Here is a 14,361-nt window from a genome sequence, read left to right as displayed (position 1 = left end):
GGCCCTGAGCCACGGAAAGCATCAAAGTTTATGAATCACTTCAAGATCGAGGCGGGTACCGCGCAACACATCGGCAACCGCCCGCGCCAGAACGATCGCGTCGCCCTGCTCACTGGCGCGCGTGCGCCCGGCTATGTACTGGCCGTGCTGTCGGACGGCATCAACGGCGCCGCGGCGAGCGAGCAGGTGCTGCATACGGCGCGCCACGTGTTCGACGCATTCAAGCCGGGCGAGACGGCCAGCCCGGAACGCCTGGCCCAGCTGCTGCGCGACATCGTCGCGGAAACGCACACCGTCATCAAGATGAACGCCGTGACCACCGGCGAGGAATCGCACGCGAGCTTTGTCGGCCTGGTGCTCTCGCCCCATGGCGAAGCGGCCTGGGCCCATGTGGGCGACTCGCGCCTGTACCGCTTCGACGACGGCCAGCCCGCGATGCGCACCAGCGACGAGGCCTACGTCGAACACCTGGTCTCGCTCGACAAGCTGCCGCCCGACGCGGCGCGCAACCACCGGCGCTCGAAGCTGCTGCTCAACGTACTCGGCAATAGCCGAAAGGAACCCTTCGTGACGGTCGGCTGGCAGATGGGCCTGGCGCCAGGCGACAGTTTCCTGCTTTGCTCGGACGGCTTGTGGCATTTCTTCACCGATGCCGAACTGGCATCGGCGCTGGCGCGTTCGACGCCGCGCCAGGCATCGGAAATGCTGATCGACAAGGCGAGCGAACGCGCGCAAGGCAAAGGCGGCAATTGCTCGATGGCGATCCTGAAACTGGTCAAACCGGTGCCGGAGAGCCCGGGCGCGTTCCCGGCCACGCCCGCCCGCTAGGAACGCCTGACAAAACCCCTTAGCTGCGTTGCAGCGCCTCGCCGTACAAGCGTAGGCGTTCCGAGCCCGCCGAGCCTGCTTCAGCGGGTGGCTTCGGCCGCTTTCTGGGCCGCCGCCTTCTCTGCCGCGGCTTTTTCCTCCGCGGCCTTGGCGGCGCGCTTGGCTTCGCGCTGGGCCTTGCGTTCGGCTACCACGCGCTGGCGCTCTTCCGACTTGCGGTGCCGTTCGTCGAACGCAGCGGCATTCGCGGCCCGTTTGGCGGCCTCGGCCGGCGCAGCGGCCGCCTCCTTTTGCAGCCGTGCCTTGCGCTCGGCCATGCGCTTGGCGACCGCCGTGGGACGCGCCGGCGGCACCGGCGCAATGTCTTTCGGGGCAGCCGGTGGCTGGGTGCCCGCGCGCGCTTCCTCGGCCGCGTAGTCGGCTGCCGCCTGGGCCATTGCGCGGTCGCGTTCCTCGACCTTGTTCTTGCGCTTAAAATACTCCGCCTCGACCTCGATCGCATCCTGCGCCGCCAATGCGGTGCGGCGCCGTTCCTTCGCTTCGTCCAGGCAGCTGTTCACGAAGAACTTGTCGTAGCAGGCTGCTTCGCGCGCGGCGTAGCGCGCCTCGATCGCGGCGCGCTCGGCGGCGACGTCGGCCAGCCGCTGGTCGGCCTGGGCCACCGAGGTGGTCGGCGCGACGGCGACATTCTCCGGAACCACGCGGTTCGACGCGCAGGCGGCCAGCAGGCCGCAGGCGAGGAAGGCGCAGGCGCTGCGCAACATGGACTGTGCTGTTCTCATCGTGTTCCCTGTCTTGTTCTTTTTACGGATTGTGCCGCTTATGCGATGGCGTCGGCGGCGCCGCGCCGCTCGGCCAGCATGTATTCGCGCGACTGCATCTCAATGATACGCGAGACGGTACGGTGGAATTCGTTCGACAGCACGCCCTTGGTGTACAACTCTTCGGGCTCGACCGCCGCCGACATCAGGAGCTTGACCTTGTGGTCGTAGAACACGTCGATCAGCCAGGTGAAGCGGCGTGCCTCGGACGATTGTCCGGCCGACATGGCCGGGATGCCGGACAGGATCACCGTATGGAAGCGCGTGGCCAGTTCGAGGTAGTCGTTCTGCGAGCGCGGGCCGCCGCACAGGGTCGCGAAATCGAACCAGATGACGCCGCCCGCGCGGCGCAAGGCGCGGATTTCGCGGTTCTCGATGTGCACCAGCGGGCTTTCGTCGGCGGTATCGGCGACCTTGGCATAGGCTTCGCGCAAGGCGTGGTCGGCGGCCGCGCCGAGCGGCGTGTAATAGGCCTGCACCTGCTCCAGGGCGCGCTTGCGGTAGTCGTTGCCGGCGTCGACGTTGAGCACATCGAGTTTTTCCTTCAACAGCGCGATGGTCGGCAGCATGCGGTCGCGGTGCAGTCCGTCCGGATACAGCGTCGACGGCTCGTAGTTCGAGGTCATCACGAAGCTGACGCCGTTGTTGAACAGGGCTGTGAGCAGGTTGTAAAGGATCATCGCGTCGGCGATGTCCGAGACGTGGAATTCGTCGAAACAGATCAGGCGGTATTTCCTGGCGATGCGCTTGGCGACCTCGTCGAGCGGATCGGCCACGCCCTTGAGTTCGTCGAGCTGGCCGTGGACGGCGCGCATGAATTCGTGGAAGTGCAGGCGGGTCTTGCGTACCACCGGGACCACGGAATAAAAGCTGTCCATCAGGAAGGACTTGCCGCGCCCTACCCCGCCCCACATGTAGACGCCGCGCGGCACGTCCGGGCGGTTGATGAGGCGCTTGAAAGCGGACGACCGCTGGGCCTTGTACTGGACCCAGTCGTCGTACGCCTGCTGCAGGCGGTCGACCGCGGCCTGCTGGGCGGGATCGGACTGGAAGCCGCGTTCGGCGAGGGCGTGCTGGTAGAACTCTTGGACGTTCATCTGCATGTTCGTGTTGCTGGGCCTTGGTGGATTAACACACCGTCGGCAAAAATGGATGTAGGGTGGGCGGGTTCCCCGCCCACGCGTGCAACCATCGTATGCGAGCCACGGAGCGGGCCAGGACACGTGATTTGAACGCGTGGGCGGGAAATCCGCCCACCCTACGGAACAGCGCCGGCTTTAGAAATTCAGCGAGCGCTTGTCGACGGCCAGGGCCGCTTCCTTGACCGCTTCCGACAGCGACGGGTGCGCGTGGCAGATACGGGCGATGTCTTCCGACGAGGCCTTGAACTCCATCGCGACGACGGCTTCCGAGATCAGCTCCGAGGCCACCGGGCCGACGATGTGCACGCCCAGGATTTCGTCGGTCGTGGCATCGGCCAGGAATTTCACCATGCCCGAGGTGTCGCCCAGCGCGCGCGCGCGGCCGTTGGCCATGAACGGGAAGGTGCCGGCTTTGTACGCCACGCCTTCTGCCTTTAGTTGCTGCTCGGTCTTGCCGACCCACGCGATTTCCGGCGAGGTGTAGATCACCCATGGAATCGTGTTGAAGTTGACGTGGCCGTGCTGGCCGGCGATACGCTCGGCGACGGCAACGCCCTCTTCCTCGGCCTTGTGCGCCAGCATCGGGCCGCGCACGACGTCGCCGACTGCCCACACGCCCGGCAGGCTGGTGCGGCATTCGTCGTCGACGACGACGAAACCGCGCTCGTCCAGCTGCAGGCCGACCGCTTCGCCGTTCAGGCCGGTCGTGTTCGGCACGCGGCCGATCGAGACGATCAGGCGGTCGAACGTGGCGGTCTGCTCGGCGCCGGTCGAATCGGCGTACTGCACCGTGACGTTGTTCTCGCCCTTGGTGATGGCGCCGATCTTGCAGCCCAGGTTGATCTTCAGGCCCTGCTTGGTGAACAGCTTGTGGGCTTCCTTGGCGATCTGCTCGTCGACTGCGCCGAGGAAGGTCGGCAGGCCTTCGAGCACGGTCACGTCCGCACCCACGCGGCGCCACACCGAACCCATTTCCAGGCCGATGACGCCGGCGCCGATCACGCCCAGCTTCGACGGCACGGCCTCGATGGCCAGCGCGCCGGTGTTCGACAGGATCAGCTTCTCGTCGAATTCCGCGCCCGGCAGCTGGCGTGCGTTCGAACCGGTGGCGACAACGACGTTCTTGGCCGTCAGCGTCTCGGTGGTCGGGCCGCTGACGTTGATGGTGTAGCCACCCTCGGCCTTGCCGGCGAACGCGCCGCGGCCGTGGAAGAAGGACACCTTGTTTTTCTTGAACAGGAACAGGATGCCGTCGTTGTTCTGCTTGACGATGGTGTCCTTGCGCTTGAGCATTTGCGGCAGGTTCAGTTCCAGGCCCGACACATTGATGCCGTGCTCGGAGAACGCGTGGCCGGCGTGCTCGAAGTGTTCCGACGACTGCAGCAGTGCCTTCGACGGGATGCAGCCGACGTTGGTGCAGGTGCCGCCCGGGGCCGGCTTGCCTGCCGCGTTGCTCCACTCATCGATGCAGGCGGTCTTGAAGCCCAGCTGGGCTGCGCGAATGGCCGCGATATAGCCGCCAGGACCGCCACCGATGACGACGACGTCGAATTGTTTCTCGTTACTCATGAATTAATCCTTATTTATTCTTCTGGGACAAAGATCCACATCAGTAGATAGACCAGCGCTCCGAAACCGGAGGTAATCAGGGTGAAGACGGTGAAGATCAGGCGCCAGACCCAGGATTCGAGTCCGAGGATGCCGGCCAGGCCGCCGCAGACGCCGCCGAGCCAGCGGTCGGCGCGCGAACGGCGCAGCGACCGCAGCTGGGTTTCCACGGCGGAGGTGCAGCGGGGGCCGTAGCCGTTGCCGGCCGTCCCCTCGTCCTTGTCCAGGTTGATGCGCGGCCCGGCGCTGCCATAGGCATTGCCGGAGGACGTTCCCGCCAGGACCTTGGCCTTGGCTTGCTCGAATTCGGCGTCGCTCAGGGCGCCGGCCTGGTGCAGCTCGTGCAGGCGACGGATTTCGTCGGAGATCATGGTATTCCTCCTGAAAAGTCAGGCAAACGGACTGGTCCAAGCCAAAAAGCGTTGGCCCAGCCCGCTGCACTTACCACACCTATCTTCTACCGTTTGCGCTGATTACAAGTCCAGCAGCAGGCGCGATGGATCTTCCAGCGTTTCCTTCATTGCCACCAGGCCCAGCACGGCTTCGCGGCCGTCGATGATGCGGTGGTCGTACGACATCGCCAGGTAGTTCATCGGACGGATGACGATCTGGCCGTTTTCGACGACAGCGCGTTCCTTGGTGGCGTGGATGCCCAGGATCGCCGACTGTGGCGGGTTGATGATCGGGGTCGACAGCATCGAGCCGAACACGCCGCCGTTCGAGATCGAGAAGGTACCGCCCGACAGGTCTTCCAGGGTCAGCTTGCCGTCCTTGGCCTTCTGGCCGAATTCACCGATCTTCTTCTCGATATCGGCGATCGACAGCTGGTCGGCGTTGCGCAGGATAGGCACGACCAGGCCGCGCGGCGAACCGACGGCGATACCGATGTCGAAGTAGCCGTGGTAGACGATATCGTTGCCGTCGACCGAAGCGTTCAGGATCGGGTACTTCTTCAGTGCGGCAACGGCGGCCTTGACGAAGAAGGACATGAAGCCCAGCTTGACGCCGTGTTCTTTCTCGAACTTGTCCTTGAACTTGTTACGCAGGTCCATGACCGGGGCCATGTTCACTTCGTTGAAGGTGGTCAGGATGGCGTTGGTCTGTTGCGATTGCAGCAGGCGCTCGGCGATACGGGCGCGCAGGCGGCTCATCGGCACGCGCTCTTCCGGACGGTCGCCCAGGTTCACGCTAGGCGCAGCGACTTGCTGGAGCGCAGGCTTGGCGGCAGGCGCCGGTGCGGCTGCAGCGGCTGGCTTGTTGGCAACGGCGGCCAGGGCGTCGCCCTTGGTCACGCGGCCATCGCGGCCCGAACCGTCCATGCCGGCGGCGCTCATGTTGTTGTCAGCCAGGATCTTGGCGGCGGCAGGCATCGCCACGCCCGACATGGCGCCGCCGGCGGCCGGGGCAGGAGCTGCGGCTGCGATCGGTGCGCCCGGGGCGGCCGATGGGATCGCCTTCACTGGCAGCGGGCTGGTCTGTGCCGATGCTTCGGTATCGATGACGGCGATGGTTTCGCCGGCGACGACGGTCGCGCCGTCGGCCTTGAGCAGTTGCACGATCACGCCGGCGCTCGGCGCCGGCAGCTCAAGGACCACCTTGTCGGTTTCGATGTCGATCATGTTTTCGTCGCGCGAGACTGCCTCGCCGACTTTCTTGTGCCAGGACAGCAGGGTCGCTTCAGCAACCGATTCCGACAGTTGGGGAACCTTGACTTCGATTTGTGCCATGTAAAACTCCGTTAGTTATTCTTTAGTCTAAAAGTCAACGCTTAAAAAACCGGGCGCCTTGCGGCGACCGGTTTGCGCTGGACCTTATTTGGTCAGGACGAAACCCTTGAGCTTCGAGAACGCCGTTTCCAGCAGCTCTTTCTGCTGCGCCACGTGCTTGTCCGAGTAGCCGACAGCCGGCGCTGCCGATGCCGGGCGTCCGGCATACGCCAGGCGCTGACCTTCGTCCATGTTTTCGAAGATGTTGTGCTGGATCTGGAACCACGGACCCTGGTTTTGCGGCTCGTCCTGTGCCCACACGATCTCGGTAGCGTTGCTGAACTTCTTCAGCTCGGCCGCGAACGACTTGTGCGGGAACGGATACATCTGCTCGAGGCGGATGATCGCCACGTCCGAGACGCCGCGGGTCTTGCGTGCGCCGACCAGGTCGTAATACACCTTGCCCGAGCAGACGATGACGCGCTTGACCTTCGAGGCCTCGATCTTGTCGTCGCATTCGCCGATGACGGTCTGGAAGGCACCCTTGGCCAGGTCGGTCAGCGGCGAGCCGGCGTCCTTGTTACGCAGCAGCGACTTCGGCGTGAAGATCACCAGCGGCTTGCGGAACTGGCGCACCATCTGGCGGCGCAGCAGGTGGAAGATCTGCGCGGCCGTGGTCGGCTGCACGACTTGCATGTTGTTGTCCGCGCACAGTTGCAGGAAGCGCTCGATACGGCCCGACGAGTGCTCCGGACCCTGGCCTTCGTAGCCGTGCGGCAGCATCATGACCAGGCCCGAGGCGCGGCCCCACTTCACTTCTCCCGAAGCGATGAACTGGTCGATGACGACCTGGGCGCCGTTGACGAAGTCGCCGAACTGGGCTTCCCAGATGGTCAGCGTGTTCGGTTCGGCGGTCGAATAACCGTACTCGAAACCGAGCACCGCTTCTTCGGACAGCACCGAGTCGATGACGGTGAACTGTGCCTGGGTTTCCGACACGTTGGCCAGCGGCAGGTAGATGCCCTGGTCCCAGCGCTCGCGGTTCTGGTCGTGCAGCACGGCGTGGCGGTGCACGAAGGTGCCGCGGCCGGCGTCCTGGCCCGAAAGGCGGATCGCATAGCCCGACGACAGCAGCGATGCAAACGCCAGGTGTTCGCCCATGCCCCAGTCGAGGTTCATTTCGCCACGGCCCATGGTGCCGCGGTCGGCCAGCACTTTTTCGACCAGCGAGTGCGGCTTGAAGCCTTCCGGCACCTTGGTGATGCGTTCGGCCAGGCGTTTCAGTTCGGTCAGCGGCACGGCGGTATCGCAGGCGTCGGTCCACTTCTTGTTCAGGAACGGCGCCCAGTCGACGGCGTACTTGTTCTTGAAGTCGGTCAGGATCGGGTCGACAGTGTGCTTGCCGGCGTCCATCGCGTCGCGGTAGGCGGCCACCAGCTGGTCGCCTTCGTCGGCCGCAATCGTGCCTTGCGTGGACAGCTTTTCCGCGTACAGCTTGCGGGTGCCCGGGTGCTTGGCGATCTTCTTGTACATCAGCGGCTGGGTCAGCGCCGGCGTGTCCTGCTCGTTGTGGCCCAGTTTGCGGTAGCAGATGATGTCGACGACGATGTCCTTGCCGAATTCGACGCGGTAGTCGAGCGCGATTTGCGTCGCAAGAACGACAGCTTCAGGATCGTCGGCGTTGACGTGCAGCACCGGCGCTTCGATCATTTTCACGACGTCCGAGCAGTACAGCGTCGAACGGGCGTCGCGCGGATCGGAGGTGGTGAAGCCGATCTGGTTGTTGATGACGATGTGGATGGTGCCGCCCGTGCCGTAGCCGCGGGTCTGCGCCAGGTTCAGGGTTTCCATGACCACGCCCTGGCCGGCGAATGCGGCGTCGCCGTGCACCAGGATCGGCAGCACTTCCTTGCCCTTGCGGTCGCCGCGGCGGTCCATGCGCGCCTTGACCGAACCCTCGACGACCGGGTTCACGATTTCCAGGTGCGAAGGATTGAAAGCCAGCGACAGGTGGACCGGGCCGCCCGGGGTCGAGATGTCGCTCGAGAAGCCCTGGTGGTACTTGACGTCGCCCGACGGCAGGTCGTCGGCGTGCTTGCCTTCGAATTCTTCGAACAGGTCGGCCGGGCTCTTGCCCAGGGTGTTGACCAGCACGTTCAGGCGGCCGCGGTGGGCCATGCCGATCACGATTTCCTGCACGCCCTTTTCACCGGCGCGCTGGATGGTCTCGTCCATCGAGGCGATGAAGGACTCGCCGCCTTCGAGCGAGAAGCGCTTGGCGCCGACGTATTTGGTGTGGAGGTAGCGCTCCAGGCCTTCGGCAGCGGTCAGGCGCTCGAGGATGTGGCGCTTCTTCTCGGCCGAGAAGGTCGGGGTCGAACGGATCGACTCCAGGCGCTCCTGGATCCAGCGTTTTTCGGTCGGGTCGCTGACGTACATAAACTCGGCGCCGATCGAACGGCAGTACGTGTCGCGCAGCATCTGCAGCAGGTCGCGCAGGGAAGCGCTGTCGCCGCCGAAATAGGTATTCGAGATGTTGAACTTGGTGTCGAGGTCGGCGTCGGTGAAACCGTAGAACGACGGGTCGAGCTCGTTGATCGGCGGGCGCTCCTGGCGCTGCAGCGGATCGAGGTTGGCCCAGCGCAGGCCGAGGTTGCGGTAAGCGGCGATCAGCTGGGTCGCGGCGACGCGCTTGCGGCCCATTTCCGGATCGGATTCGGCGTTGGCGCTGACGGTGCGGATCGGGCCCTGCTTGGCACGCTCGGCGAACGAGGCGATGACCGAGGAGTGGACCACGTCGGGACGGCTGCTGCCATCGACTGCAGGCACATGCTGCATGTTGTCGAAATAGGCGCGCCAGTTGTCCGGCACCGAGCCTGGATTGTTCAGGTAGGCTTCGTACAACTCTTCCACGTACGGCGCATTACCGCCGAACAGGTACGAGTTCGCGTTCTGTTGTTGCATCATTCTTGCTCACCTTTCTTCGCGCTTCGCGAGTTTGGCGGGTTGGTTTAACCTTCCGCGACACGGCCTGACCGGTTAGCGGATCGCACTTACTTACATCAAGTTGTGGGGGAAGGACAATTATTGCGAGTCAAGCCTAGCCTGATTCTCCACAATAGCGGCTGGTATTGTAACGCAACATACGGCACGCATAGGCCCACGGCTGAATTTTGTTGACCGGCTAAATGATAATCGTTATCATTTGCAGCACCTACTCAACAGGAATCTTGCATGTCTGTCCAGAACCCGCCGCGTCCGCTCGATGCCTCCGCTGCCGCCCTCCCCGGCGCCAAGCGTTCGCTCTGGCTCAAGACGCTGCACCAGTGGCACTGGATCAGCTCGGCGATCTGCCTGATGGCCATGTTGCTTTTTAGCATCACCGGCTTCACGCTCAACCATGCGGCGCAAATCGAATCGACACCGCAGGTCACGCGCACCACGGCCGAAGTACCGGCGGCCCTGCTCCCGCTCCTGAAGAACTATGCCGAACAGCACCTCGACGGCGAAGCGCCGGTGCCGCCGCAACTGGCGCAGTGGGCCAACGGCGCCTTCCCGGTCGATCTGCGCGGCCGCTCCGCCGAATGGAGCGAGGAAGACGCCTATGTCGCCCTGCCGCGCCCCGGCGGCGACGCCTGGCTGCGCGTCGGCCTGGACGGCAAGGCCGAGTACGAAGTCACTTCGCGCGGCGCCATTTCCTGGTTGAACGACCTGCACAAGGGCCGCAACACCGGCCCGGTGTGGAGCTGGTTCATCGACCTCTTCGCGCTGGCCAGCCTGGTGTTCTGCATCACCGGTTTCCTCATCATGAAGATGCATGCCGCCAACCGGCCCTCGACCTGGCCCGTGATCGGCTTCGGCATCGTGCTGCCGGCCGTGCTGGCGCTGCTGTTCATCCATTAATCATCACCACTCCCTACCGAAGGCATTGCATGAAACTGTCTCCCTCGCTCGCCCTGACCCTGCCCCTGCTGTCGGGCGGCGCCGTGGCCGCCGACCTGTCGGTCAAGTTCGGACTGCCGCAACTGAACGTGGCCGAGTACCACAAGCCGTATGTCGCGATGTGGATCGAAAAGGCCGACGGCTCCATCGCTTCCACGCTTGCTGTGCTGTACGACGTCAAGAAGAAGGACAAGGGCGGCGAGAAATGGGTGAAGGACATGCGCACCTGGTGGCGCAAGGCGGGACGCGAGGCGACGCTGCCGATCGACGGCGTCTCCGGCGCCACGCGCGCGGCCGGCACCCATACGATGAGCTTCGGCCCGGCACAGACCGGCATCGACAAGCTGCCGGCCGGCGACTACAAGCTGGTCGTGGAAGCGGCGCGCGAAGCGGGCGGGCGCGAACTGGTGCGGGTGCCGTTCACGCTGCCGGCCAAGGGCGCGGTCGCGGCGAATGCCAAGGGCCAGGAAGAACTGGGCGCAGTGTCCATCCAGATTAAATAAGTCACACAAGCGGAGCGTAAAGTGGAAAACACCTTCATCAAGCATGGCCTGCTGGCCCTGATCCTGGCGGCAACGGCCGGCGGCGCCAGCGCCCACCGCGGCTGGATGCTGCCTTCCTCGACCATCGTCGAGACCAAGGACGCCTGGGTCACCATCGACGGCGCCGTCTCGGATGGCCTGTTCGAAGTCAACCACGTGCCGCTGCGCATGGAAGGCACCACCGTCACCGGCCCGGACGGCAGCGTGGCCCCGGCCCCGGCGCCGGTGGTCGGCAAGATGCGCTCGAGCATCGACCTGCCGCTGCCGAAGGAAGGCACCTACCGCATCGCCCTGGTCAGCAACAACGTGATGGGCAGCTACAAGCTCGGCAACGAGATCAAGCGTTTCCGCGGCAGCGAAGCCAATTTCGCCAAGGAAGTGCCGGCCGGCGCCACCGAAGTGCGCAAGGCCGTCACCCACGCGCGCATCGAAACCTTCGTCACCGCGCACGAGCCGAGCGACGGCGCCCTGAAGCCGACCGGCGCCGGCCTCGAAATGGTACCGCTGACCCACCCGAACGACCTGCGTGCCGGCGAAACCATGCGGGTGCGCTTCCAGCTCGACGGCAAACCGGTGCCGAACCTGCCGTTCAGCCTGGTCGGCGGCGGCGTCAAGTACCGCGGCGTCAACGGCGAGATCCGCCTGAGCACCGACGCCAAGGGCGAAGCCAGCTTCAAGCTGCCGGCGGCGAACATGTACTGGATGAACGCGGTCTGGCCGGCCAATGCCGGCAAGGGCATGCCGGAGGACGGTCCGCCGGAATCGCGCCGCTACGCCTATACGGCAACGCTCGAAGTGCTGCCCGAGTAAAGCCGCTTGCGGACGCGCCTGCGCGTCCGTTCCCGACATGCGCAACGTCCTCGTTCCCGCCGACATCGATCCTGCCCTGCCGCCGCCCGGCAGCGTCCTCACGGACGCGGCCGGCGCGACCATGGGCACGCGCTGGTCGGCGCATATGCTGGTCCCGGCTGGCGTGCGCAGCGCGCTCGGAGAACAGATGCAGCGCGAACTCGACGGCATTGTCGCCGAGATGAGCCACTGGGAAGCCGATTCCGTGCTGGGGCGCTACAACCGGGCGCCGGCCGGCAGCTGGCACCGGCTGCCGCCGCGCTTGCTGGAAGTGGTGGCGTATGCGCTCGAGGTCGCCCGGGACAGCGGCGGCGCCTACGATCCCTTCGCCGGCGCGCTGGTCAACCTGTGGGGTTTCGGCCCGGCCAACCGTCATGACGAGCCGGGCTTCCGGCCTCCCGCGCTGGAAGACGTGCGCGCGGAACTCAGCCGGCGCGCCGCGCAAGCTCCCGCGTTCGACCTGGCCGGCGCCCGGCTGCTGCAGCCGGGCGGCGTGCAGCTCGATCTGTCCTCGACCGCGAAAGGCTACGCGGTGGACCGCCTGGCCTGGTGCCTGGAACGGCACGGCGTGCGCCATTACGTGGTCGAGATCGGCGGCGAGCTGCGCGGCGCCGGCATGAAGCCGGACGGCCAGCCCTGGTGGGTCGCGCTGGAAGCCGTGCCTGGCCTGGACACTGTCCCTACCGTGGCCGCGCTGCACGGGCTCGCGATCGCCACCTCGGGCGACTACCGGCGCCAGTTCACGCACGGCGACACCCATGCATCGCACACGATCGACCCGCGCAGCGGCATGCCGATCGCCAATGGCGTGGCTTCCTGCACCGTGCTGCATGCACACTGCATGGCGGCCGACGCCCTGTCCACCGCCATCACCGTGCTCGGGGCAGAGGCCGGCCTGGCCTTTGCCGAGGAGCGCCGGCTGGCCGCGCGCCTGCTGCTGCGCGGCGGCGCCAGGGGTGGCGAACCCGCCGAACCCGCCGGACTCACGGAATTGACTACCAGCGCCTGGCGCGCGATGCTCCAATGATGACGATCGATCCCGTGCGCTGGGGCAGCGCCCTCGCCCTGGTGCTGGCCTACGGCGGCATGTGCGCGGCCATGCTGCGCAGGCCCGCCGCGGCGGCGCCCGCCGCCGAGGCCGACTGGCTGGTGGTGTATGCCAGCCAGACCGGTAACGCCGAATACCTGGCGCAGCAGACCGCCGCCACCTTGATCACCGGCGGCCTGTCGGCGCGCGTCGTCTGCATCTCGGCGCTCGATGCCGCCACCCTCGCTTCGGCCACGCGCGCCCTGTTCGTTGCCAGCACCTATGGCGAAGGCGATTCGCCCGACAGCGCCGCCCGTTTTGCCGGCGTGACCATGGCCGGCCAGGCCGACCTCGCGCAGCTGCACTACGGCGTGCTGGCCCTGGGCGACAGCAGCTACGCCAATTACTGCGGCTTCGGGCGCGCGCTCGACGTCTGGCTGCGCGCGCGCGGCGCCACGCCCCTGTTCGAGCGCATCGACGTCGACCGGGGCAACCCTGACGCGATCTCCGCCTGGCAGCACCAGCTCAGCCACCTGGCCGGCACCAGCGACGCGCCCGACTGGGAAGCGCCGGCCTATGGCGACTGGCGCATCCTCGAGCGCACCCTGCTCAACCCCGGCAGCGCCGGCGGCCCGCTCTACCGCATCGTGCTGCAGCCGCTCGATGCCGCGCTGCCGGACTGGGAGGCGGGCGACCTGGTGCAGGTCTGCGCGCCAAGCGACCCGGCGCTGCCGCGCGAGTATTCGATCGCCTCGGTGCCGGCCGAAGGCGGCATCGTCCTGCTGGTGCGGCTGCAGCGCCATGCCGACGGCAGCCTTGGGGCTGCCTCGGGCTGGCTGTGCCAGGGCGCGGGCGCCGGAGACACCGTCGCCCTGCGCGTGCGTCCGCATGCCCGTTTCCGCCTCGGCGAGAACGCCCGCCGGCCGCTGATCCTGATCGGCAACGGCACCGGGCTGGCCGGCCTGCGCGCCCACCTGAAAGCGCGCATCGAGGCCGGCGTGCACGAGAACTGGCTGGTGTTCGGCGAACGCAATGCCGAACACGACTTCCTGTGCGGCGAGGAACTGCAAGCCTGGCTTGACGCCGGCCAGCTCGCGCGGCTCGACCTTGCCTTCTCGCGCGACGGCGGCGCGCTCCGCTACGTGCAGCACCTGCTGGCCGCGCACGGCGACGAACTGCGCGCATGGGTCGCGCGCGGCGCCGCGCTCTACGTGTGCGGCAGCCTGCAGGGCATGGCCTCGAGCGTGCACGCGGTGCTGGCCGACACGCTGGGCGCCGGCGCCCTCGACGAGCTGGCGGCGCAGGGACGCTACCGGCGCGACGTCTACTGACACGAAAACCCGGCAAGCTGCCCCGCCTGGATCCTCGCGTCGCACCGACATCTTGCCGCGGAACTGGCCTAGAATGGCCTGTCCGCAATCTTTTCCCGACCTCCCTTGAAGATATCGATCGGCCTGCGCCTGTTCGCCTCCGTCCTGCTCGCCATCCTGGCGGTGACGGCCAGCGCCGTCTTCCTGCTGCGCCAGAACGTGCTGGAAAGCTTCGGCACCTATGCCACGGAAATCGAGCTCGACCGGCTGGATGAACTCAATAGCGACCTCGCGCGGCGCTACCGCCGCCACGGCGGCTGGGGCTTCCTGCCCGCCGAGGACAGGCGCAGCTGGATCGCGGCCGAGCTCGAGCGGCTGCAGGGCGAGCGCGCGGCGCGCATGCTGGCGCCTCCCGCGCCGCCGCCGGCACCGGCGCCGGTCGCCGCGCCTCGCGCCGTCCCTTCGGTGGTCCCGGCCGTCCCTGCGCAGCCGGTGCCGCCGGTGCCGCCGGTGCCGCCGCTGCCGCCTCCTGCGCTGGGGCCGGCCGGTTCCGGCGACGCCCCCAGCCTCCAGCAGCGCGTGAGCC

The 14,361-nt window shown here is 66.5% G+C and carries 12 protein-coding genes and 1 pseudogene; 7 read left to right on the top strand and 6 right to left on the bottom strand.

Going from position 1 to position 14,361, the window contains the following annotated elements; genetic code table 11:
* Positions 1–30: 30 nt before the first annotated feature.
* Positions 31–828, top strand: a complete 798-nt coding sequence (locus ACFPAH_RS09435; RefSeq protein ID WP_379744056.1) for a PP2C family protein-serine/threonine phosphatase — start codon at positions 31–33, stop codon at positions 826–828.
* Positions 829–908: 80 nt separating this feature from the next.
* On the opposite strand, the gene ACFPAH_RS09430 is transcribed toward ACFPAH_RS09435, so the two are convergent.
* The 6 genes from ACFPAH_RS09430 to ACFPAH_RS09405 form a co-directional block, all read right to left on the bottom strand.
* Positions 909–1,610, bottom strand: a complete 702-nt coding sequence (locus ACFPAH_RS09430; protein ID WP_379744054.1) for a hypothetical protein — start codon at positions 1,608–1,610, stop codon at positions 909–911.
* Positions 1,611–1,648: 38 nt separating this feature from the next.
* On the bottom strand, positions 1,649–2,746 hold the full coding sequence (gene zapE / locus ACFPAH_RS09425; RefSeq protein ID WP_379744052.1) for a cell division protein ZapE: 1,098 nt from the start codon (positions 2,744–2,746) through the stop codon (positions 1,649–1,651).
* Between the two features lie 180 nt (positions 2,747–2,926).
* On the bottom strand, positions 2,927–4,360 hold the full coding sequence (gene lpdA / locus ACFPAH_RS09420; RefSeq protein ID WP_379744050.1) for a dihydrolipoyl dehydrogenase: 1,434 nt from the start codon (positions 4,358–4,360) through the stop codon (positions 2,927–2,929).
* Between the two features lie 14 nt (positions 4,361–4,374).
* The gene (locus ACFPAH_RS09415; protein ID WP_379744048.1) at positions 4,375–4,770 is read right to left on the bottom strand and encodes a PspC domain-containing protein; all 396 of its coding nucleotides are present in this window, start codon (positions 4,768–4,770) and stop codon (positions 4,375–4,377) included.
* A gap of 102 nt (positions 4,771–4,872) precedes the next feature.
* Entirely contained in the window at positions 4,873–6,126 is a 1,254-nt protein-coding gene (odhB, locus tag ACFPAH_RS09410) for a 2-oxoglutarate dehydrogenase complex dihydrolipoyllysine-residue succinyltransferase (RefSeq protein ID WP_379744046.1), read from the bottom strand.
* An 84-nt stretch (positions 6,127–6,210) separates the two neighbouring features.
* A complete protein-coding gene (locus ACFPAH_RS09405) occupies positions 6,211–9,072 on the bottom strand; it encodes a 2-oxoglutarate dehydrogenase E1 component (protein ID WP_379744044.1) in 2,862 nt (953 codons plus the stop codon).
* A 267-nt stretch (positions 9,073–9,339) separates the two neighbouring features.
* On the opposite strand from ACFPAH_RS09405, the gene ACFPAH_RS09400 reads away from it, so the two are divergent.
* From ACFPAH_RS09400 to ACFPAH_RS09375, 6 genes and pseudogenes are all read left to right on the top strand, one after another.
* Positions 9,340–10,008 carry a PepSY-associated TM helix domain-containing protein gene (locus tag ACFPAH_RS09400; protein ID WP_379744042.1) on the top strand — a complete coding sequence of 223 codons (669 nt, stop codon included), beginning with the start codon at positions 9,340–9,342 and terminating at the stop codon, positions 10,006–10,008.
* 29 nt (positions 10,009–10,037) lie between these two features.
* Complete coding sequence (locus tag ACFPAH_RS09395; protein WP_379744040.1) at positions 10,038–10,550, top strand: DUF2271 domain-containing protein; 513 nt, start codon at positions 10,038–10,040, stop codon at positions 10,548–10,550.
* 21 nt (positions 10,551–10,571) lie between these two features.
* Positions 10,572–11,399: a DUF4198 domain-containing protein gene (locus tag ACFPAH_RS09390; RefSeq protein WP_379744038.1), complete on the top strand. Its 828-nt coding sequence runs from the start codon at positions 10,572–10,574 to the stop codon at positions 11,397–11,399.
* A gap of 37 nt (positions 11,400–11,436) precedes the next feature.
* Positions 11,437–12,465, top strand: coding sequence for an FAD:protein FMN transferase (locus tag ACFPAH_RS09385; RefSeq protein WP_379744036.1), 1,029 nt, complete (start codon positions 11,437–11,439; stop codon positions 12,463–12,465).
* Positions 12,462–13,796, top strand: a complete 1,335-nt coding sequence (locus ACFPAH_RS09380) for a sulfite reductase subunit alpha (protein ID WP_379744034.1) — start codon at positions 12,462–12,464, stop codon at positions 13,794–13,796. Before ACFPAH_RS09385 ends, ACFPAH_RS09380 begins: the two co-directional genes overlap by 4 nt.
* A 105-nt stretch (positions 13,797–13,901) precedes the next feature.
* Positions 13,902–14,361, top strand: a pseudogene (locus tag ACFPAH_RS09375) (hypothetical protein); the annotation flags it as partial.

Source organism: Massilia sp. GCM10023247 (assembly GCF_042653325.1).
Taxonomy (GTDB): domain Bacteria; phylum Pseudomonadota; class Gammaproteobacteria; order Burkholderiales; family Burkholderiaceae_D; genus Telluria.
The sequence above is the reverse complement of the archived record's forward strand: the minus strand, read 5'-3'. Positions and strand labels throughout refer to the sequence as shown.